The sequence below is a fragment of the Curtobacterium sp. 1310 genome, assembly GCF_017834105.1.
GTDB lineage: Bacteria > Actinomycetota > Actinomycetes > Actinomycetales > Microbacteriaceae > Curtobacterium.
Genome location: NZ_JAFICY010000002.1, coordinates 199,800 through 219,260 on the forward strand (window position 1 = coordinate 199,800; position 19,461 = coordinate 219,260).

A 19,461-nucleotide genomic window follows, 5' to 3' on the forward strand; every position below is an offset into this window, starting at 1 on the left:
GTCGACACCTGCGTCGGCCCCGGGCTGCGTGTCGGTACCGGTCGTCACCAGGTCACCTCCCCCACCACGTGGATGCGGCACTCGACGCCGGTCCGCGCCCGGTCGCAGTGGTCGTCGACGTTCGCCAGGAAGGTCCGGCCGGCCATCCCCCGCGCGACGGCGTGCAACCGTTCCCGGTAGGCCTCGCGCGCCTCGTCGTCGAAGGCGTGCTGCGTGCGCTCCGAGTACGCCTGTCCCGAGCGGGGGTTCTGCACGAAGACGAGTCGGGCGTCGGCCATCGGCGCGCCCGCCGGGACCCCCTCGACCGCGCCGTCCTCGACCGCGAGCTGGTACGCGCCGAGCTGGGGGTGCTCCGGCATGTCGTTCTTCTCGCTCGGCATGGAGCGGCCGGTCTTCAGGTCGACGACGCTGACCCGCCCGTCGGGGTCGACCTCGATGCGGTCGATGCTGCCGCGCATCCGCGCCGGCCCGGTCACGAGTGCGAACGACGTCTCCGCGCCGAGCAGCCGTCGACCGGCGCTCGCGAACGTGCGCAGGTAGTCGCTGAGCCCCTCGATCATCCGCCGGGTCCGCGCGCGTTCGCGGTCGGCGACCCACGGCGACTCGAAGGTCAGCTCGTCCCAGCGCCCCTCCACGTGGTCCCACAGCGACTCGACGTCGACCGCGGTGGCCTGCTCCATCGCCTCGTGGACGATCGTCCCGATGCCCATCGCCGGGCTCGGCGCGCTGCCACCGAAGGTCTGCACGAACCAGTGCACCGGGCACTCCTCGAAGGTGCCGATGCGCGAGGGCGACACCGCGACCGTCGGGGCGACCGGCTCACCGTCCTCGTGCTCGGGCGCCGGCGGGGCGTCCACGTCGACCAGCGGGTCCTCCGTCGTCGGCTCGGCCGTCCCGTACCACTCGTCCGGTGACGCACCGGCGACCCCGGCCTCGGCGAGCCGTGCGAGGGCGGATGCGGCCTCGTGGTCGCCCGAGGCGACGACGCGGCGCCGCAGCGAACCCGCCATGCCCCGGAGCGACAGCGGGTGCACGGTCGGTTGCCGGTCCGGCGGCACCGGGACGAGCCGGACGAAGGGCGACGGTGCCTCGTCGTCGTTGGCGACCGTGCCGATGACGACCTGGGTGGTGGCGCGGGAGACGGCGCGGGCGAACAACCGGAGCTCGTCCGCGATGACGGCTGCCCGGTCGTCGACGGTCTGGTCGTCGATGCCGGCGGCTGCGCGGACCAGCCCGTCCGGGTCGAGCAGGCTCCCCCGCACCCGGGTGTTCGGCCAGACACCGTCCTGGAGCCCGAGCACGACGACCACGTCGCACTCGAGCCCGATCGTGGCCGAGGGGGTGAGCACGCGCACGCGTCCGGCCGTGCGGTCGGGGCCGATGGAGTCCTCGGGCAGGTCGGCGCCGAGCAGGTCGTCGACGAACACCCGCGCGGGCGCGTCCGGGGTGCGCTCGACGAAGCGCTTCGCCGCGGTGAAGAGCCCGACGACGGCGTCGAGGTGCCGGTCGGCCTCGGCGGCCCCGACACCTCCTGCCGCGGACTGCCCGCCCCAGGCCGTCGCGAGGCCGCTGCGCTCCCACAGTCCCCACAGGATCTCCTCGATGCTGGCGTCCGCGGCGGCGTCCGCCCGCGCCTGCACGAGGCTGCGGGCGAGTCGGGTCGCGCGTCGGGCGAAGCCGGCGTCGACGGTGGCGAGCCGTTCGGGGGCACCGAGCGCCTCGACGAGCAGCTCGTCGGCGGTACGGGTCCCGCCGCCCGCGAGTTCCTCGCGACGCAGGGCGAGCCGGAGACGTCGCATCGCCAGGGTGTCCAGGCCCCCGAGGGGTCCGGTCGCGAACGACGTCGCCAGGTCGGCACCGAGCGGGAGCACCCCGAGCGCGACCGCGGCGGCGTCGAGCAGCGCCCGGGCAGCGCTGTCGTCACGCGGGCGCACCGGGGCGGCGCCGGCCGTCGCGGGCACCTCGGCGACGGACAGGGCACGCACGAGCTCCGGGATGGCCGCTCCGCTGCGGGTGACGACGGCCATCCGGTGCCACGGCACGCCGTCCAGCAGCCGGTGTTCACGGAGGCGCCGGGCGACGGCGACGACGAGCGCCGAACGGCTGCCGGCCTCGAGGTGCAGCACGGCGTCGCTCCGGGCACCGGTCGTCGACGCGACGGCGGTGCGCTGGCGTCCGGCCGCGGCGGCCCCGATGCGCGCCGTCACCGCGCCGACGAGCTCCCGGACCGGTGCCGCGTGCCGGTGCACCGTGCCGAGCACGACCTCGTCGACGCGCGCCACACCGAGCCGGGTGGCCAGGCGTCCGAGCACGTCCGGCTCCGCACCGCGGAACGCCGAGGCCGCGATGTCCGGATCTCCGAACGCCACGACCTGCACCCCGGAGCGGGCGAGCGCCCCGAGCAGGGCGACCTCGCCCTCGACGAGTTCCTGCGTGTCGTCCACGACGACCAGGCGCAGCGCGGCGACACTCGCCGGGACCTCGTGTCGCAGCACCGCGGCGGTCGCGAACGCCACGAGCTCCGCAGCGTCGAGACTGCTGCCACGGAAGGCCGTCACCGCTGCGCGGTACTCGTCCACGAAGTCACCGACCGCGCGCCACTCGGGGCGACCGCGCTCGTCGGCGAGCTCCCGCATGTCCTCGGGCTCCACCCCGGCGGCCACGGCGCGCATCATCACGTCGCGGAGTGCCGTGCGGAAGCCGGCCCGTTCCCGCACGACGGCGGTGATCGGCGCCGGCCACTCCGGTCCGACCCCGTCGGTCTCGTGCCCCGCGAGCAGGTCGGCGATGATGCGGTCCTGCTCGCCACCCGTGAGCAGCGTCGGCGGCTCCTGCCCCTGCAGCGCGGCGGCGTGCGCGACGACCTGGAAGGCCAGGGAGTTGACCGTCCGGGCGAGCGCGCCCGGGACCGCCCGGTCGACCGCGGCCGCCAGGCGATCGCGGAGCGCCGTGGCTGCGGTGCGGGCCGAGGTCAGCGCGAGCACCGTGGCGTGACCGTCCGGCGAGACCGCGTCCGGACGGGAGAGCCGGTCGGCGACGAGCCGCGCGAGCGTGGTGGTCTTGCCGGTGCCCGGCGCGCCGAGCACGGCGGCGTGCCGGCCCTCCGGCAGGGCGAGCACGGCGTCCTGCGCGGGGTCGGCGACGAGCGGGCGGACGACCCCGACGTCCTCGGGGAGGGTCGTCAGCGTGGTCCTGGGCACGCGGACACGGTACCGAGGACGGCCGACAGCAACGCTCGACGCACCGGGACCGCCGTCGGCGGTGCGCCCCCGGCGAACGCCCGGGCCGACGGGGTACCGCTCGGATACGCTGTGCTCGTGGACATCAAGATCGGCATCATCAACAGCCCGCGCGAGATCGCCTTCGAGACCGCCCAGAGCGCCGAGGAGATCGAGCAGGCCGTGGCAGCGGCCCTCGAGTCGCAGTCGACCCACCTCTCCCTCAAGGACGAGAAGGGCCGCCGGTTCATCGTGCCCGTCGCCTCGCTCGCCTACGTCGAGGTCGGCGCAGAGGAGTCCCGCCGCATCGGCTTCGTCGCCTGACGTGGAGCTGCTCTTCGCCGTGCTCGGCGGCCTCATCGCGGGGGCCGTCGCGCACGTCGTGGTGCCGTGGCGCTCGACGCGCGGAGCACTGCTCGGCCCCGTCGTCGGCGGCGTCGTGGCGGCCGTCGTGTGGGAGGCCCTGACCTGGGCCGGTTGGCCGTACGACGGCGGATGGATCTGGGTCGTGGCCCTGGTGGGTGCCGGGGTCGTCGCCGTCGTGACCGAGTGGGTCCTGGGTCGTCGTCGCACGGCCGCAGACGAGCACGCCTTCGAGCGCGCACGCACCGAGCGCGTCTGACCGAGCAGGCCCGAGCGAGCGCGCCCCGCGCCCCGGGCCGTCGACGCGGCCCGCGCCTCAGGCGGTCAGGCCGAGTGCGTCCATCCGCCGTGTGTGCGCAGCGATGAGCTCCGTCCACACCGGCTCGAGCTTCTCCTGGTCCTCACGGGCGTGGACCGCCAGCGCCGACCGTGCCACGAGCAGCGTGTCCCCCACGAGCCGCCGGCCCCACATCGCCAGGCGCGACCCGACGCGCGGGTCCTGCTCGATGTGCGCTGCCAGCTCCTCGACGACCGCCGGTTCCTCGCGCGCGTCGAACACCGTCCGCAACCGCTGTCGGACGTCGAGCGGCAGCGACCGGAGCAGGCTGCCGAAGAGGTCGTTGAGGATCCCTGCCGTCACGTAGCCCGTGAGCATCGACTCGTACCAGTCAGCGCCGCTCGTGCGCAGCAGGAAGCGGTCGATCGCCTCGCGGTGGGGCTCCATGAGCTCCGCCGGCGCCCACCCGCCTCGTTCGATCTCGGCGACGATCGTCCGGTGCCGCTCGAGCGCGGTCGTCGCGAGCACGCCCGTGACGAGTCGCCCGGACATCGTCGGCGCCGCGGCACCGGCTCGACCCATCGTCTCGTAGAGCGACAGCTGCAGGTAGGCCGCCTGCCCCAGGTACACGTCGAGCTCGGGACTCACGTCGTCCAGCTGCAGGCGCTCCACGGGCTTGGCGTTCCGCGGGTTCCGCGACGCCAGCCACGCGGCGGCGAGCTGCGCAGCGCGCTTCCGGTTCCACCACGACACCACGCCCCAAGCATACGGGCCGCGGGCACCACTCCCGCCCGGCGGGCGCTGTCCTCGCCCGCCGTCGGTAGACTGGCCTGGACTTCCACCAGGACTAAGGTGATTCTTTGACTTTCGCAGACCTCAACATCGAGCAGGACATCGTCGACGCGCTCGCGACGAAGGGCATCGCCGAGCCCTTCCCGATCCAGCAGCAGACGATCCCGCTCGCCCTCACCGGCCAGGACATCATCGGCCAGGCCAAGACGGGTACCGGCAAGACCTTCGGCTTCGGCCTGCCGCTGATCCAGCGCCTCGGTGCCGACCCGGAGCACGGCGTGAAGGCGCTCGTCGTCGTCCCGACCCGCGAGCTCGCGGTCCAGGTGACCGAGGACCTCGAGCTCGCCACGTCGAACCGGTCGACCACGATCGTGTCGATCTACGGCGGCAAGGCGTACGAGGGCCAGATCGAGCAGCTCAAGGCCGGCGCGCAGATCGTCGTCGGCACGCCCGGTCGCCTCATCGACCTGCAGCGCCAGCGCCTGCTCGACCTGTCGAAGGTGCAGGAGGTCGTGCTCGACGAAGCAGACCGCATGCTCGACCTCGGCTTCCTGTCGGACATCGAGCGCATCTTCCAGGCCGTCCCCGCGGTGCGCCACACCATGCTCTTCTCGGCGACGATGCCGGCTCCGATCGTGGCGCTGGCCCGCCGGTTCATGACGCGCCCGGTGCACATCCGCGCGACGGACCCCGACGAGGGCCTGACGCAGGCGAACATCAAGCACGTCATCTACCGCGCGCACTCGCTCGACAAGGACGAGGTCATCGCCCGCATCCTGCAGGCCGAGGGCCGCGGCAAGACCGTGATCTTCACGCGCACGAAGCGCGCCGCCGCGAAGCTCGTCGAGGAGCTGAAGGACCGTGGCTTCAACGCCGCCGCCGTCCACGGCGACCTCAACCAGGAGCAGCGCGAGCGCGCGATGGCGGCGTTCAAGGCCGGCAAGCGCGACGTGCTGATCGCGACCGACGTCGCGGCGCGCGGCATCGACGTGGACGACGTCACGCACGTCATCAACCACACGATCCCGGACGACCCGGACACGTACCTGCACCGCGCCGGCCGCACCGGTCGTGCCGGCAAGACGGGCATCGCGGTCACCTTCGTGGACTGGGACGACCTGCACAAGTGGACGCTCATCGACAAGGCCCTCGAGTTCGGCATCCCCGAGCCCGTCGAGACCTACTCGTCGTCGCCGCACCTGTTCGCCGACCTCGACATCCCCGCCGGGACGAAGGGCCGCCTGCCCGGTGCGCCCTCGCACGCGGCCGAGGCAGGTTCCTCCGCCGGCCGTGGCGCGCAGCGGACCGGTGACCGTCGCGGCTCCGAGCGCAGCGGTGACCGCCAGGGCGGCTCGCGTCCGCGCTCGCGCACCCGGTCGGGAGGCTCGTCCGACGCCGTCACGTCGGCTCCGGCCGCCGAGTCCACGGGTCCCGACGCCGCGCAGCCCGCCGGCGAGGGCTCGACCACCGACGGGGCCGCGAAGCGCCGTCGCCGTCGTCGTCGCCGCAGCGGTTCCGCCGAGGCGACCACCTCGGCACCGCAGGGCACCGGCGAGGGCGAGTAGCGCCTCCCGTCCGAAGGCCCCGTCACTCACCTGACGGGGCCTTCGTCACGTCCGCGGGCCTGCCCGCCGGGGACCCCGACAGGGGCGGACGTCAGGCCAGGCGGGAGCCCGCTCCGTGCACCGGGTCGCTGCCGGTGGCCTGGTCGACGATGGCGTCGAAGGAGTGCCGCGCGGTCCGGTGCTCGCCGAACCGGTTCGGCTTGCCGGTGCCGTGGTAGTCGCTCGAGCCGGTGACGAACAGGTCGTAGCGACCGGCCCAGTCGAGCAGCGTCCGCTTGCCGTGGGCGAGGTTCTCGCGGTGGTCGACCTCGAGCCCGCCGAGGCCGGCGTCGACGAGGTCACGCAGCATGGGCTCGTCGATCACGATCCCGCGCGAGGACGCCGCCGGGTGCGCGATCACCGGCACGCCACCGGCTCCGCGGATGAGCTCGACGCCGCGCAGGGGCGTCGGCGCCTCGTGCGGTTCGTAGTAGCCGGAGGCCGGGTGCAGGATCCCGCGGAACGCCGCGCTGCGATCCGGTTCGAGCCCTCGGGCGACCAGGGCGTCGGCGATGTGCGGCCGACCGATGGTGGCGCCGTCGCGCGCCTGCGCGAGGACGTCGTCCCACGTGATCGGGTGGTCGCGACCGATGCGCTCGACCATGCGTCGTGCCCGCGCGAACCGGCCGTCGCGGATCCGGGCGGTCTCCGCGACCAGGGCCTCGTCGGTCGGGTCGACCAGGTAGCCGAGCACGTGCACGCTCCGGTGGCCGACGCGGGTGCTCAGCTCGAGGCCGGGGAGCAGCGACATCGGGCGGTCGCGGACGGCGGCGGTCGCCTCGTCCCAGCCGGCCGTCGTGTCGTGGTCCGTCAGGGCGACGCCGTCGAGGCCGGCAGCGGCGGCGGCAGTGACGAGCTCCGCCGGCCGCTCGGTGCCGTCGGACACGCTCGAGTGGGCGTGCAGGTCGATGAACGGATCGGGCACGTCGACCATGCTACCGACAGGTGAACAGCCGCTCAGGCCGGAGGGTCAGCTCGGTGCGATGATGGGTGACATGGCCGACACCACTCCTCGCGCGACGAGCAACCGATCCACCACCCCCGGGTCCTCGACCTTCAAGGACCACATCGCGTCGCAGTGGGCGGACCGGGAGCGCCCCACCCCCGAGCCGCGCGAGCAGTCGCCCTTCGCGGCGGAGCGACGTGCTCGCATCTCGGAGCTGCACCCCGGACGCACGATCGTCGTCCCCGCGGGTCAGGCGAAGGTGCGGTCGAACGACTGCGACTACCCGTTCCGTCCGCACTCGACCTTCGCGCACCTGACCGGCTGGGGCACCGACACGGTCGTCGGCTCCGTCCTGGTGATGACCCCGAACGGGTCCGGTCACGACGCCACGCTGTACTTCCGCGCCACGGCCGGCCGTGACTCCGAGGAGTTCTACGCGAACCCCGAGATCGGTGAGTTCTGGGTCGGGCCCCGTCCCTCGCTCGACGAGGTCGCCGCCGACCTGGGTCTCGCGACGGCCGACCTCGGCGCCTTCGCCGGGGTGGCCGACGGCCTCGACGCATCCGTCCTGCTCGTCCGCGATGCCGACGCCGAGCTGACGCGCGCTCTCGACACCCGACTCGGCACGACGGTCGGCGGTGCGGACGCCGTGGACGGGGCCCCGGCGACCGAGGACGTGCTCTCCCGTGACCTGTCCGAGCTCCGGCTGGTCAAGGACGCGTACGAGGTGCGCGAGCTCCGGAAGGCCGTCGAGGCCACGGGGTCGGGCTTCGACGACGTCATCGCCGACTTCGACGCCGTGCTCGCGCACCCTCGCGGCGAGCGCATCGTCGAGGGCACGTTCAACCGTCGCGCACGGGCCGACGGCAACACGGTCGGCTACGACACGATCGCCGCGTCCGGCCACCACGCGTGCATCCTGCACTGGACCCGCAACGACGGCGCGGTGCAGCCGGGCGACCTGATCCTGATCGACGCCGGCGTCGAGGTCGACTCGTTCTACACCGCCGACATCACCCGGACGCTCCCCGTGTCGGGCACCTTCACCGACGTGCAGCGCATGGTCTACGAGGCCGTACTCGAAGCCGCCGACGCCGCGTTCGCGATCGTGAAGCCGGGCATCACCTTCCGCGAGGTGCACGCCACCGCGATGGAGGTCATCGCGAAGAAGACCGCCGAGTGGGGCTTCCTGCCCGGTACGGCCGAGGAGTCGCTGCAGCCGGACAACCAGTTCCACCGCCGCTACATGGTGCACGGGACGAGCCACCACCTCGGGCTCGACGTCCACGACTGCGCGAAGGCCCGTCGCGAGATGTACATCGACGGCGTCGTGCAAGCGGGCATGGTGTTCACGATCGAGCCCGGCCTGTACTTCCAGCAGGACGACCTGACCGTGCCCGAGGAGTTCCGCGGCATCGGCGTCCGGATCGAGGACGACGTCCTGGTGACCGAGGACGGCGCCGAGAACCTGTCGGTCGGCATCCCCCGGACCCCCTCGGAAGTGGAGGGGTGGATCGCCCGCACCGGCCGCTAGCCTGAGCGGGTGACGATGCCCGACGCCTCCCCCAGCACGACGTCCGCCCCGACCGACGGCCCGATCGCGCCGCGCGGGCTGGTGATCGACGTCGAGCACTTCGACTCGCCCGACGCACAGCGGCTCCGCGCCGCCCAGCGTCTCGAGATCGACCGGGCCTACGGCGGGGACACCGAACCGGGCGAGAAGCCGACGGCCGACTCGATCGCGGTCTTCTTCCTGGCCCGCGACGAGGACGGCACGCCCCTCGGCTGCGGTGGCCTGCGCCTGGTGCAGGACGGCATCGCCGAGGTGAAGCGGATGTACGTGCGGCCGGAGTCCCGCGGGGCCGGGGTGTCGAGCGCGATCCTCCGTCGCCTCGAGGAGGCCGCGATCGACCTGGGTTCCCCGGCGCTCGTGCTCGAGACCGGCGACGAGCAGAAGCGCGCGATCGGGTTCTACGAGCGCGAGGGCTTCCGCCGCATCGCGCAGTTCGGGCCCTACGTCGGAGCGGCGCGGTCGATGTGCTACTCGAAGGTGCTCTGACCACCGAGCCCTGACCGGCGACCCGTGACCGGAGCCCTGACCGGTCACGCGCCGCAACGGAGGACGCCCGCGTCGACGATCGTCGACGCGGGCGTCCTCCGGTTCGGTTCGGTCCCTCCGTCAGCCGCGCTCGCCGTCGCGGCGGTCGTCGGGTGCCGAGCCGGGTCGCTGGTCCGCACCGGCGGAGCGCTCGTCGGCTCCGTCGACGCGCTCCCCGTACTGCGGGGGCTGGCCCGGTCGTGACTGCGGGACACGCGGGTCCGACGTCGGCGCCGGCTGCTGCGCCGTCTGCGGGGTCTCGCCGTACCGGGGGCCGTCGTTCGTCCCGTACCGCGGGCCGTCGTTGGTCCCGTACCGCGGACCGGCGGCCGACGGGCCGGACTGCTGCGGGCCTCCAGGCCGGTGCTGCTGCGGCTGGTGCGGCGTCGCGTGCCCACCGTAGGGCGAGCCCTGCTGGGGGCCCGGACGCCACGGCTCCTGGCCCTGGGACGGACGGGCCTGCGAACCCGGCGCGCCAGGCTGCGGAGCGTCGTTCCAGTGCGTCGACGGCGTCGCGCCGTGCTGGCCGAGGATCCGCTGCGCCTGGCCGGTGAGCTGCGGGTCGACGACGATCTGGTAGTTCGTGGCGAGCACCTGGTGCACGCTCGTGAAGTCCCGCTGCCGCTTCGTGATCGCGAACGAGACGATGCCGTACAGCATGCCGAACGCGGCGCCGATGATCGCCGCGGCGATGATCAGACCGCCCGCCGTCGGTGAGAACAGCGTCAGCACGATGCCGAAGAAGATGCCGAGCCAGAGACCGGAGAGCGCGCCCGCGATGGCCGCACGGCCGTAGGTCATCTTCCCGGTGACGCGCTCGACGGTCTTCAGGTCGTTGCCGACGATCGAGATCTTGGCGACGGGGAAGTCCGCCTCGGCGAGCTTCGCGACGACGCGCTGGGCATCGGGGTAGCTGTCGTAGGTGCCGAGGACGTCCCCACGCGGCAGCGTCGGGAAGGCCTGGGCGGTGCGTCCGGCGAACGGGCTCTGGTTGCTCACCCAGCCATCATCCACCGGGCACCTTGCGATCACACGTGCGCCTCCCGGGAACCTCCGGGGCAGGGGCGCAGCGGCTGGTGCACCGAGCCGCGCGTCCCCTCGGTGTGCGCAGGGTGCGCTCGTCCCGGGCGCGCGCGGCAGCGACTACGCTGGACGGGTGAGCGCCACGAAGGTCTTCGTCGCCCGCCTCGCCGGGTGCTCCGTCTTCGACCCCGCGGGCGACCGCGTCGGTCGCGTCCGGGACGTCCTGGTCGTGTACCGCCGCGTCGACGCCCCGCACGTCGTCGGGCTCATCGTCGAGGTGCCCGGCAAGCGCCGCATCTTCCTCAGCATCGGCCGCGTCACGTCGATCGGCGCCGGTCAGGTCATCACCACCGGCATCGTCAACATGCGTCGCTTCGAGCAGCGCGGGGGTGAGGTGCGCGTCATCGCGGAGATGCTCGGCCGCAAGGTCCTGCTGACGCGCGACCGCATCCGCGCGACGATCGAGGACGTCGCGATCGAGGACCGCGGACAGGGCGACTGGGAGGTGTCGCAGCTCTTCCTCCGCAAGCCGAAGACGACGCCGTCGCCGTTCGGCAAGGGCCCGACGACGTTTGCCACGTGGAACGAGGTCACCGAGGACGAGCTCCCCGGCGAGGCCCAGTCCGCCGAGCACGTGATCGCCGCCTACTCCGACCTGGTCCCGGCCGACCTGGCGTCGACGCTCCTCGACCTGCCCGAGGAGCGCCGGTTCGAGGTCGCCGAGGAGCTCCCCGACGACCGGCTCGCCGACGTGCTCGAGGAGATGCCCGACCAGGAACGCATCGAGATCCTGACCCGGCTCGAGGACGCCCGCGCAGCCGACGTCCTCGACCAGATGCAGCCCGACGACGCCGCAGACGTGCTCGCGCAGTTCCCCGACGACCGGAGCGAGGCGCTGCTGCAGCTCATGGAGCCGGAGGAGGCGCAGGACGTCCGCATGCTCCTCGAGTACGAGCCGGACACCGCGGGTGGTCTCATGACCACCGAGCCCGTCATCGTCTCGGCGGACGCGACCGTCGCCGAGGGGCTGGCGCTCATCCGCCGGCACGAGCTCGCCCCGGCGCTCGGCGCGAGCGTGTGCGTGGTGCTGCCGCCGTACGAGCCGCCGACCGGTCGGTTCCTCGGGCTCGTGCACTTCCAGCGCATGCTCCGGTACCCGCCGAACGAGCGCCTCGGCACGCTCATCGACCAGCAGACCGAGCCGGTCCGCGTCGACGCGAGCGCTGCCGAGGTCACGCGCGTGATGGCGACCTACAACCTCGTGTCCGTCCCCGTGGTCGACGACGCCCACCGTCTGGTCGGGGTGGTGACGATCGACGATGTCCTCGACCACGTCCTGCCGGACGACTGGCGAAGTCACGGCGAGGGGGATGCCCCCTCGCGACTCCGCCAACGCCAGCGCAAGACGCCCGTGACGACGGGGAGGAGGACCACCCGTGGCCCGAACGGATGACAACCGCCAGGAGCGACTCGACTCGCCCAAGGGCATGCGCACGCGTGTGCTCCCGACCCGCCGCCGTGGCCGCGGGGACACCTTCGGTCGGGCGACCGAGGGCATCGCGCGGGCGATGGGAACGCCCTGGTTCCTGGTCGGCCTGACCCTCTTCTGTGCCCTGTGGATGGGCTACAACACCCTCGCTCCGAAGCCGTGGCAGTTCGACTCGGCTGCGATCGGCTTCACCGCGCTCACCCTGGTGCTCTCACTGCAGGCCTCGTACGCGGCGCCGCTCATCCTGCTCGCGCAGAACCGGCAGGACGACCGCGACCGTGTGCAGTTCGAGCAGGACCGCCAGCGCGCCGAGCGCAACCTCGCCGACACCGAGTACCTGGCCCGCGAGGTCGTCGCCCTCCGTCTGGCGATGCGGGAGATGGCGTCGAAGGACTTCATCCGCGCCGAGATCCGGTCACTGCTCGAGGAGCTCGACCGGCGGGACGCCGAGGAGGCAGCGCTGCGCGCCGACTCCGTCGACGACGGTGAGGGAGCGGCGAGCACGCGTGGCTGACGGCACCGCAGCGACGCCCGACGAGCAGCTCGGCGCCGCGGTCCTCGCTGCGCTCGGTCGCGTGATCGACCCCGAGATCCGCCGCCCCGTCACGGAGCTCGACATGATCCGCGGGGTCGACGTCCGGCCGGGAGGCTCGGTGCGGGTCGACCTGCAGCTCACGATCGTCGGGTGCCCCGCCGCCGACACCATCGAGCGCGACGTGCGATCGGCCGCCGGTTCCGTGGACGGCGTGCACCACGTCGAGGTCGACGTCGACGTGATGAGCCCGGCGACCCGCGCCGCCCTCACCGAACGCCTCCGTGCCGGCCGGCCGCGCGGCGTGCAGTTCACCCCGGACTCCCTGACCCGCGTGATCGCCGTCACGAGCGGCAAGGGCGGGGTCGGGAAGTCGACGGTCACCGTCAACCTGGCCGTCGCGCTCGCAGCGGCCGGTCAGCGGGTCGGCATCGTCGACGTCGACGTGCACGGCTTCAGCGTGCCCGGCCTGATGGGGTTGACCGACGAGCACGGCGTCGCACCACGACCGACCCGTGTGGACAGCATGATCCTGCCGCCGGTCGCCCACGAGGTGAAGGTCGTCTCGATCGGCATGTTCGTCGACGACGTCTCGACCGCGGTGTCCTGGCGTGGACCGATGCTGCACCGCACGGTCTCGCAGTTCCTGACCGACGTGTGGTTCGGCGACCTCGACGTGCTCCTGCTCGACCTGCCGCCCGGCACCGGCGACGTGGCGATCTCGGTCGGGCAGCTGCTCCCCCACGCCGAGGTGCTCGTCGTCACGACGCCCCAGGCCGCGGCCGCCGACGTCGCCGAGCGGAGCGGGGTCGTCGCACGGCAGACCGGGCAGAAGGTCATCGGTGTGGTCGAGAACATGGCCGGGCTCGTGCAGCCCGACGGCAGCGTCCTGCACCTGTTCGGCGAGGGCGGCGGCGACGAGACCGCCGCTCGGCTCTCCCGGGGGCAGGACATCCCCGTGCCGGTCCTCGGCCGCGTCCCCCTGTCGGTCCCGCTCCGGGAGGGCGGCGACGGCGGCGTCCCGGTCGTGCTCGGCGCCCCGGAGGACCCCGCCGCGGTCGCCCTGCGGTCCGTCGCCGAGACCATCACCACGATGGGACGGGGCCTGGCCGGACGCAAGCTCGGACTCAGCCTGTCCTGAGCGATCGTCGCGCACGGGCCGATGCGCCCGCTAGCGTGGCCGCATGGACAGCTCCGACCACGTCAGCGTCGACTGGGACGCCGCCCGCGCGACGAACCGGGCGAACTGGGACGACCGGGTCCCCATCCACGAGGGCGCGTACGACGTCGCCGCGCTCGACGACCCGGCACACCGGTCGGACGTCGTGCGCGACGACCTGCCCGCGCTCACGCCGTGGCTGCCCGGCGGCACGCTCACGGGGCTCGACGTCTGCCACCTGCAGTGCCACATCGGCACCGACACGGTCTCGCTGGCCCGCGAGGGTGCACGCCTCACCGGGGTCGACTTCTCGGCACCGGCGCTCGCGGCGGCAGCGGCCCTGGCCGACCGGCTCGGCCTCGACGTCACGTGGGTGGAGACCGACGTCCTCGACGCCCGCGCGGCCGTCACCGGCGACTTCGACGTCGTCTACACGAGCATCGGCACGATCTGCTGGCTCCCGGACCTCGACCGCTGGGCCGCGCAGGTCGCGGGACTCCTCAGGCCGGGCGGGGTGTTCTTCATCCGCGACGGACACCCCGCGCTGTACGCCCTGGACGAGGACGCGCCGGAGCTCGTGACGCGGCACCGGTACTTCCCCGACGGCACGGCCCAGCAGTGGGAGGACGCGGGCACCTACGTCGGCGAGGGCACCGTCGCGAACACCCGGACGTACGAGTGGCCGCACCCGCTGTCCGAGGTCGTCAACGCCCTGCTCGGCGCCGGACTGCGTCTCCGCCGACTGGACGAGGGGCGCACCCTGCCGTGGCGGTTCAGCCCGCGCATGGAGGAGGACGGCCACGGTTCGTGGGTGTGGCCCGCCCCGGACCGCGACCGGATCCCGACGACGTTCACGATCGTCGCGACGCGTGATTGAGAACGGACGGGAGGCCCGGTGCCAGCTGGCACCGGGCCTCCCGTCCGTCGTGTCGTGACGGGAGCCGCGTCAGGTCGCCTCGGTGTCGAAGGGGGCCGGCTCGCCCTCGGCGAGCGGCACCACCGGCGCCGTCGCACGCACCCTCGACGCGGTGACCTGCGCGGTCTCCACCGCGGCCGTGCTGCCGGCGGCGGTGCCCCCGGAGTCGAGCAGGGCATCGCGGATGATGCGACGGGGGTCGTACTGCCGGGGGTCGAGCTTCTGCCAGTCGACGTCGTCGAACTCGGGGCCCATCTCCTCGCGCATGCGGTCCTTCGCGGTGTCCGCGAACCGGCGGATCGCCTTGACGAACTCGGCGAGCTTCTGCGCGTACATCGGCAGGCGCTGCGGCCCGAGCAGCAGCACCGCGATGATCCCGATGATCAGGATCTTGTTGAAGTCGATGGACACGGCAACGAGCGTAACCCGTCCCACTGCGCCGCACCCGTAGAGTTGTCTCCCGAACGGAGTGTGCGTGTCAGAGAAAGAGTCGAACTGGAAGTTCGCCGAGGACATCGTCTCGGAGCCCGAGGTGATCGCCCGAGCGCGAGAGCACTCCCTCGAACTCGGGGTGGAAGCCGTCTCCCCCGCGATCGGCGCCCAGATCGCCGTGGTCGCAGCGGCATCGCGCGCGACGAGCATGATCGAGATCGGCACCGGGCTCGGCGTCTCGGGGCTCTACCTGCTGCGCGGCGCGCCCGATGCGACCCTCACGACGATCGACGTCGAGGTCGACCACCAGCAGTACGCCCGTGACGCCTACGTCGCCGCCGGCACGGCACCCTCGCGTGTCCGGCTCATCCCGGGTCGGGCGAACCAGGTGCTGCCCCGGATGAACGAGGCGTCGTACGACGTCGTCCTCGTCGACGCCGACCCCGAGCACGTGATCGAGTACGTGGAGCACGGACTCCGCCTCGCGCGCGTCGGGGGCACCGTGCTCGTGCCGCACGCGCTCTGGCGCGGTCGCGTCGCGGACCCGGTGCGTCGGGACCGTGCGACGACGGACTTCCGCCTGCTGCTCACCGAGGTCTCGACCTCGGGCGCGGTGCGGAGCGCGCTCTCCCCCGCCGGGGACGGGCTGCTGCAGATGACGAAGGTCTCGGCCTGACCCGCCGGACATCCTGACCCGCCGGACGTCCTGACCCGACGGACGTCCTGACCCGACGGACGTCCCGGAGCGACGGACATCGTGGCCCGGTCTGCCGGTTCCGTCGGCCACGAGGCACACGAGAGGCCCGGAGCGTACGTGCTCCGGGCCTCTCGTCGTGGTGCGTCGACGGACTAGGCGGAGACGACCTCTGCCAGTGCGTCGTGGAGTTCCTTGGCCTCGGCGTCGTTGACCGAGACCACCAGGCGGCCTCCACCTTCGAGCGGAACCCGCACGATGATGAGTCGACCCTCCTTGACAGCCTCCATCGGCCCGTCACCGGTCCTCGGCTTCATCGCTGCCATCAGATGTCCCCTTTCGTGCAGAAGATGCAGGCCCATTATCCCGTACCGAGGGGGCAACTGCGAAACCGCCCAGGTTGGGGGTGTCGGAATGCGACGTTCTCGCGGCTCCGGGTGGTCACCTTGGCGTGTGCCGAACATCCGCTCCGTGCTGCGTCCACAGGTCGATCCGGTCGTCGAGGCGGTGCCGAAGGGCATGCGCATCGCCGGAGCGTTCTCGTGGCGCTTCCTCGTGGTGGTGGCTGCCCTCGCCGTCGTCGTCGCCCTCGTGGTCCTGCTGCAGGACATCATCGTGCCGTTCCTGGTCGGGCTGCTCGTCTGCGCACTGCTCGCCCCCTTCTCGGCGTTCCTGCAACGTCACCGGTGGCCGAAGTGGCTCGCCGTGCTCACGGCCTGCATCTCGGTCGTGGTCGTCCTCGGTGTCCTGGCGCTCGTCGTGACGGCGCAGATCCGCTACGACCTGCCGACGCTCGAGCGTCGGCTGACGAGCAACGTGCAGACCTTCCAGACCCTGCTCGCGTCCGAGCCGTTCGGCATCACCTCGGCGCAGGTCACGAAGTACCTGGCGGAGGCGACGAAGTTCCTGCAGACCCACGTCGCGTCGATCCTGTCCGGGGCCGCCGAGGCGGGCAGTGGGCTGGTGCACGCGCTCGAGGGGCTGTTCATCGTGGTGTTCACGACGATCTTCGTGCTCATCGACGGCCGCCGGATCTGGTCGTGGGTGGTGCGGATCTTCCCGCGACGCTCGCGCGGACGCATCGACGCCGCGGGTCAGGCGGGGTGGAAGACCCTCACCAGCTTCATCCGCGTGCAGCTCGTCGTCGCGGTGACGGACGCACTCGGCATCGTCATCGGCGCGCTCGCGCTCGGCCTCCCGCTCGCCGTCCCGATCGGCGTGATCGTGTTCTTCGGCGCGTTCGTCCCGGTGGTCGGGGCGATCGTCGCCGGCATCGTCGCCGTGCTCATCGCGCTGGTCTTCAACGGACTGGTGCCGGCGCTGGTCATGCTCGCCGTGGTGGTGGTGGTCCAGCAGCTCGAGAGCCACGTGCTGCACCCGTTCCTGACCGGCTCGGCCGTCCGGGTGCACCCGCTCGGCGTCGTGCTCGGTGTGACCGCGGGCACCACGATCGCCGGCGTCGTCGGAGCCTTCTTCGCCGTGCCGTTCATCGCGACGGTGAACGCGATGGTGCACGCCGCGGCCGACTGGCGCCCGGGCGAGGACCCCTCGGCGACACCCGCCGCCGAGGACTCAGACGACCGCGAGGTCGATCACGGCGGCGTCCAGTCGTAGCCGTCGACCCACCAGCAGGTGTACAGCCAGACGAACTGCAGACCGAGACAGACCGCGACCACCAGCACCCGGTAGCCCGACGACCGCGGGAGGGCCACGATGCCGAGGAGCGGCGCGATCGGCAGCAGGATGCGCCAGGTGCTCGACTGCGGGAAGAACACGGCGAGCAGGTACACGACGTAGGCCACGCCCCACAACCGCAGCTCGAGGCCGACGCGCCGCACGGCGGGGTGCGCGACGAACACCGCGAACCCGACGAGCGCCACGGCGAGCAGGATCCCGCCCGCCGGCTGCCCGAACCACCAGCCAGCGCCCTGGATCCACGGCGCGAACGGGACGAGTTCCCGCCACCCGATGTACGACGACCGCCAGGCGAGCTCGGTGTCGGTGTACGCCTTCGGGACCCCGGTCACCGCCCACGCGATCGCCGGCCAGGCGAGTCCGACGAGCCCCGAGACCGCACCCACGACGAGTGGCGGCAGAGCGGTGCGCAGGGTCGGCCGCTCGACCTCGCGCACCCATGACGGCCGGACCGTCCAGGCGGCCAGGAACAGCACCACGAGGAACGCGAACGCGAGCCCGGTCGGTCGGGTCATCCCGAGCAGCAGCACGACCGGCAGCATCGTCCACCAGCGGCGGTCGACCATCAGCAGCAGGGCGACCAGGAGCAGGAAGAGCCCCATCGCCTCGGCGTAGGCGACCTGGAACACGGCGGACACCGGCGCGACGCAGAACAGCACCGTGGCGAACGTCGCCCGGCCGTCGTCGAGGAAGCGGCCCATCAGCCGTCGGAACACCAGCGCAGCGCCCCACCCCGCGACCAGCGACACCGTGACCGCGACGGCCTCGAACGACGCCCCGGTCAGCACCATCAGCCCTCGGACGAGGAACGGGTACGCGGGCATGAACGCCCACGCGTTCTCGGTGACGTGGCCCGCGGCGTCCACCGGCAGGGTCGACGGGTACCCGTTCGACGCGATCACCCGGTACCAGGCGCCGTCCCAGATCGATGCGAAGGACAGGTACGACGGACGCGCACCGGTGAACGAGTTGGCGGTCTGCACACCGGCGAAGGCCAGGAGCATCGCCCCCGTCACGAGCCGCGCGACCACGTAGACGACGGTGACCCGGACCCACCAGGGCACGAGCCGGTAGCGCGCGCGCCAGCGGCCGGCGCCGTGGAGCCCCGCGACGGTGCGCGCGGGGCCGGTGGTCACGCCGTCAGCCACCGACGCAGGCCGTCCTCGACCGCGGTGATCTGGTCGACGGGGACCTGCTCGTCGTCGTGGTGGGCGAAGACCGGCTCGCCGGGACCGTAGTTGACCGCCGGGACCCCGAGCGCCGAGAAGCGGGCGACGTCGGTCCACCCGTACTTCGGACGCGGGGCCGGGCCGCCGACCGCTGCGACGAACTGCTGCGCGAGCGGCGCGTCGAGCCCGGGGCGGGCGCCGGCGGCGAGGTCGACGATCTGCACGTCGTACCCGGCGAACAGCTCTCGGATGTGCGCGACCGCCTCGTCCGCGCTGCGCGACGGCGCGAAGCGGTAGTTCACGTGCACCATGGCCTCGTCCGGGATGACGTTGCCGGCGATGCCGCCGGTGATGCCCACGGCGTTGAGCCCCTCACGGTACTCGAGCCCGTCGACCGTCACGGTGCGCGGCTCGTACGCCGCGAGCGTCGCCAGGATCGGTGCGGTCTTGTGGATCGCGTTGTCGCCGATCCAGCTGCGTGCGCTGTGGGAGCGCTTGCCGGAGGTCCGGACCTCGGCGCGGAGGTTGCCGTTGCACCCACCCTCGATCTGGGCGCCCGACGGCTCGCCGAGGATCGCGAAGTCGCCCGCGAGCAGCTCGGGACGGGTCCGCGCCAGCCGACCGAGGCCGTTCAGGGAGTCGCTGACCTCCTCGTGGTCGTAGAACACCCACGTGACGTCGACGTTCGGCTCGGTCAGGTCGTGCGCGAGCTTCAGCTGCACGGCGCACCCGGCCTTCATGTCGACCGTGCCGCGACCCCAGAGGATCTCGGTGCCGTCGTCCGCGGTCCGGAACTCGGTCGGCAGGTTGCCGTTGAGCGGCACCGTGTCGATGTGCCCGGCGATCACGACCCGGCGCTCGCGACCGAGCTGCGTGCGTGCCACGATCGCATCGCCGTCGCGCACGACGTCGAGGTGGGGCAGCGACGACAGCGCCGCCTCGATCGCGTCGGCGAGGGGTCCTTCGTTCCCCGACACCGACTCGATGTCGCAGACGGCGCGCGTGATGTCGATGGACGAGGCGGTGAGGTCGAGCTGCTCCGGCATGCGGTCAG

General features: G+C 72.8%; 19 protein-coding genes. 11 read left to right on the forward strand and 8 right to left on the reverse strand.

Annotation, left to right across the window (positions count from 1 at the left end; all coding sequences use genetic code 11):
- Nucleotides 1-44 precede the first annotated feature (44 nt).
- A complete protein-coding gene (locus JOD95_RS05055) occupies nucleotides 45-3,200 on the reverse strand; it encodes a UrvD/REP family ATP-dependent DNA helicase (protein ID WP_209683621.1) in 3,156 nt (1,051 codons plus the stop codon).
- A gap of 117 nt (nucleotides 3,201-3,317) precedes the next feature.
- Between JOD95_RS05055 and JOD95_RS05060 the strand changes: the two genes are divergently transcribed.
- Both JOD95_RS05060 and JOD95_RS05065 read left to right on the forward strand, forming a co-directional pair.
- Entirely contained in the window at nucleotides 3,318-3,542 is a 225-nt protein-coding gene (locus JOD95_RS05060) for a DUF3107 domain-containing protein (RefSeq protein ID WP_066657860.1), read from the forward strand.
- Nucleotide 3,543: 1 nt separating this feature from the next.
- Nucleotides 3,544-3,840, forward strand: coding sequence for a hypothetical protein (locus tag JOD95_RS05065; protein ID WP_066652875.1), 297 nt, complete (start codon nucleotides 3,544-3,546; stop codon nucleotides 3,838-3,840).
- Nucleotides 3,841-3,897: 57 nt separating this feature from the next.
- On the opposite strand, the gene JOD95_RS05070 is transcribed toward JOD95_RS05065, so the two are convergent.
- The gene (locus JOD95_RS05070) at nucleotides 3,898-4,614 is read right to left on the reverse strand and encodes a ferritin-like fold-containing protein (RefSeq protein ID WP_066652872.1); all 717 of its coding nucleotides are present in this window, start codon (nucleotides 4,612-4,614) and stop codon (nucleotides 3,898-3,900) included.
- Nucleotides 4,615-4,718: 104 nt separating this feature from the next.
- Between JOD95_RS05070 and JOD95_RS05075 the strand changes: the two genes are divergently transcribed.
- Nucleotides 4,719-6,215, forward strand: a complete 1,497-nt coding sequence (locus tag JOD95_RS05075) for a DEAD/DEAH box helicase (protein WP_066652870.1) — start codon at nucleotides 4,719-4,721, stop codon at nucleotides 6,213-6,215.
- Nucleotides 6,216-6,306: 91 nt separating this feature from the next.
- Here the strand turns inward: JOD95_RS05075 and JOD95_RS05080 are convergent, their stop codons facing one another.
- Nucleotides 6,307-7,179: a PHP domain-containing protein gene (locus JOD95_RS05080; protein ID WP_374191719.1), complete on the reverse strand. Its 873-nt coding sequence runs from the start codon at nucleotides 7,177-7,179 to the stop codon at nucleotides 6,307-6,309.
- A 70-nt stretch (nucleotides 7,180-7,249) separates the two neighbouring features.
- Between JOD95_RS05080 and JOD95_RS05085 the strand changes: the two genes are divergently transcribed.
- Nucleotides 7,250-8,734, forward strand: coding sequence for an aminopeptidase P family protein (locus JOD95_RS05085; RefSeq protein WP_209683626.1), 1,485 nt, complete (start codon nucleotides 7,250-7,252; stop codon nucleotides 8,732-8,734).
- 15 nt (nucleotides 8,735-8,749) lie between these two features.
- Nucleotides 8,750-9,259 carry a GNAT family N-acetyltransferase gene (locus JOD95_RS05090; protein WP_081985226.1) on the forward strand — a complete coding sequence of 170 codons (510 nt, stop codon included), beginning with the start codon at nucleotides 8,750-8,752 and terminating at the stop codon, nucleotides 9,257-9,259.
- A 120-nt stretch (nucleotides 9,260-9,379) separates the two neighbouring features.
- On the opposite strand, the gene JOD95_RS05095 is transcribed toward JOD95_RS05090, so the two are convergent.
- A complete protein-coding gene (locus tag JOD95_RS05095; protein WP_209683629.1) occupies nucleotides 9,380-10,297 on the reverse strand; it encodes a general stress protein in 918 nt (305 codons plus the stop codon).
- Nucleotides 10,298-10,454: 157 nt separating this feature from the next.
- On the opposite strand from JOD95_RS05095, the gene JOD95_RS05100 reads away from it, so the two are divergent.
- From JOD95_RS05100 to JOD95_RS05115, 4 genes are read left to right on the forward strand one after another with little or no spacing between them, the layout of a single operon-like run.
- Nucleotides 10,455-11,774, forward strand: coding sequence for a magnesium transporter MgtE N-terminal domain-containing protein (locus JOD95_RS05100; RefSeq protein WP_066652860.1), 1,320 nt, complete (start codon nucleotides 10,455-10,457; stop codon nucleotides 11,772-11,774).
- Between the two features lie 34 nt (nucleotides 11,775-11,808).
- Entirely contained in the window at nucleotides 11,809-12,324 is a 516-nt protein-coding gene (locus JOD95_RS05105) for a DUF1003 domain-containing protein (protein WP_066657854.1), read from the forward strand.
- Entirely contained in the window at nucleotides 12,317-13,483 is a 1,167-nt protein-coding gene (locus tag JOD95_RS05110) for a P-loop NTPase (RefSeq protein ID WP_209683632.1), read from the forward strand. Before JOD95_RS05105 ends, JOD95_RS05110 begins: the two co-directional genes overlap by 8 nt.
- 43 nt (nucleotides 13,484-13,526) lie before the next feature.
- Nucleotides 13,527-14,378, forward strand: coding sequence for a bifunctional 2-polyprenyl-6-hydroxyphenol methylase/3-demethylubiquinol 3-O-methyltransferase UbiG (locus tag JOD95_RS05115; RefSeq protein ID WP_066652855.1), 852 nt, complete (start codon nucleotides 13,527-13,529; stop codon nucleotides 14,376-14,378).
- Nucleotides 14,379-14,447: 69 nt separating this feature from the next.
- On the opposite strand, the gene JOD95_RS05120 is transcribed toward JOD95_RS05115, so the two are convergent.
- Nucleotides 14,448-14,828 (reverse strand): twin-arginine translocase TatA/TatE family subunit, encoded by a 381-nt coding sequence (locus JOD95_RS05120; protein ID WP_307810379.1) that lies wholly within the window; start codon nucleotides 14,826-14,828, stop codon nucleotides 14,448-14,450.
- Nucleotides 14,829-14,892: 64 nt separating this feature from the next.
- Here JOD95_RS05120 and JOD95_RS05125 point away from each other — a divergent pair, with 64 nt between their 5' ends.
- Nucleotides 14,893-15,525 (forward strand): O-methyltransferase, encoded by a 633-nt coding sequence (locus tag JOD95_RS05125; protein WP_066652851.1) that lies wholly within the window; start codon nucleotides 14,893-14,895, stop codon nucleotides 15,523-15,525.
- Nucleotides 15,526-15,698: 173 nt separating this feature from the next.
- On the opposite strand, the gene JOD95_RS05130 is transcribed toward JOD95_RS05125, so the two are convergent.
- The gene (locus JOD95_RS05130; protein WP_017887054.1) at nucleotides 15,699-15,869 is read right to left on the reverse strand and encodes a DUF3117 domain-containing protein; all 171 of its coding nucleotides are present in this window, start codon (nucleotides 15,867-15,869) and stop codon (nucleotides 15,699-15,701) included.
- Between the two features lie 145 nt (nucleotides 15,870-16,014).
- Between JOD95_RS05130 and JOD95_RS05135 the strand changes: the two genes are divergently transcribed.
- A complete protein-coding gene (locus tag JOD95_RS05135; protein WP_209683638.1) occupies nucleotides 16,015-17,157 on the forward strand; it encodes an AI-2E family transporter in 1,143 nt (380 codons plus the stop codon).
- On the opposite strand, the gene JOD95_RS05140 is transcribed toward JOD95_RS05135, so the two are convergent.
- The gene (locus tag JOD95_RS05140; protein ID WP_307810380.1) at nucleotides 17,136-18,374 is read right to left on the reverse strand and encodes a hypothetical protein; all 1,239 of its coding nucleotides are present in this window, start codon (nucleotides 18,372-18,374) and stop codon (nucleotides 17,136-17,138) included. The genes JOD95_RS05135 and JOD95_RS05140 overlap by 22 nt on opposite strands.
- Complete coding sequence (gene dapE / locus JOD95_RS05145; RefSeq protein ID WP_066657851.1) at nucleotides 18,371-19,453, reverse strand: succinyl-diaminopimelate desuccinylase; 1,083 nt, start codon at nucleotides 19,451-19,453, stop codon at nucleotides 18,371-18,373. Before dapE ends, JOD95_RS05140 begins: the two co-directional genes overlap by 4 nt.
- Nucleotides 19,454-19,461: the final 8 nt, after the last annotated feature.

Bases quoted from the DNA above. Each gene is read 5' to 3' on its own strand.
- dapE (WP_066657851.1), bottom strand. From the start codon at position 19,453: ATGCCGGAGCAGCTCGACCTCACCGCCTCGTCCATCGACATCACGCGC.
- JOD95_RS05115 (WP_066652855.1), top strand. From the start codon at position 13,527: ATGGACAGCTCCGACCACGTCAGCGTCGACTGGGACGCCGCCCGCGCG.
- JOD95_RS05090 (WP_081985226.1), top strand. From the start codon at position 8,750: ATGCCCGACGCCTCCCCCAGCACGACGTCCGCCCCGACCGACGGCCCG.
- JOD95_RS05105 (WP_066657854.1), top strand. From the start codon at position 11,809: ATGCGCACGCGTGTGCTCCCGACCCGCCGCCGTGGCCGCGGGGACACC.
- JOD95_RS05130 (WP_017887054.1), bottom strand. From the start codon at position 15,869: ATGGCAGCGATGAAGCCGAGGACCGGTGACGGGCCGATGGAGGCTGTC.
- JOD95_RS05085 (WP_209683626.1), top strand. From the start codon at position 7,250: ATGGCCGACACCACTCCTCGCGCGACGAGCAACCGATCCACCACCCCC.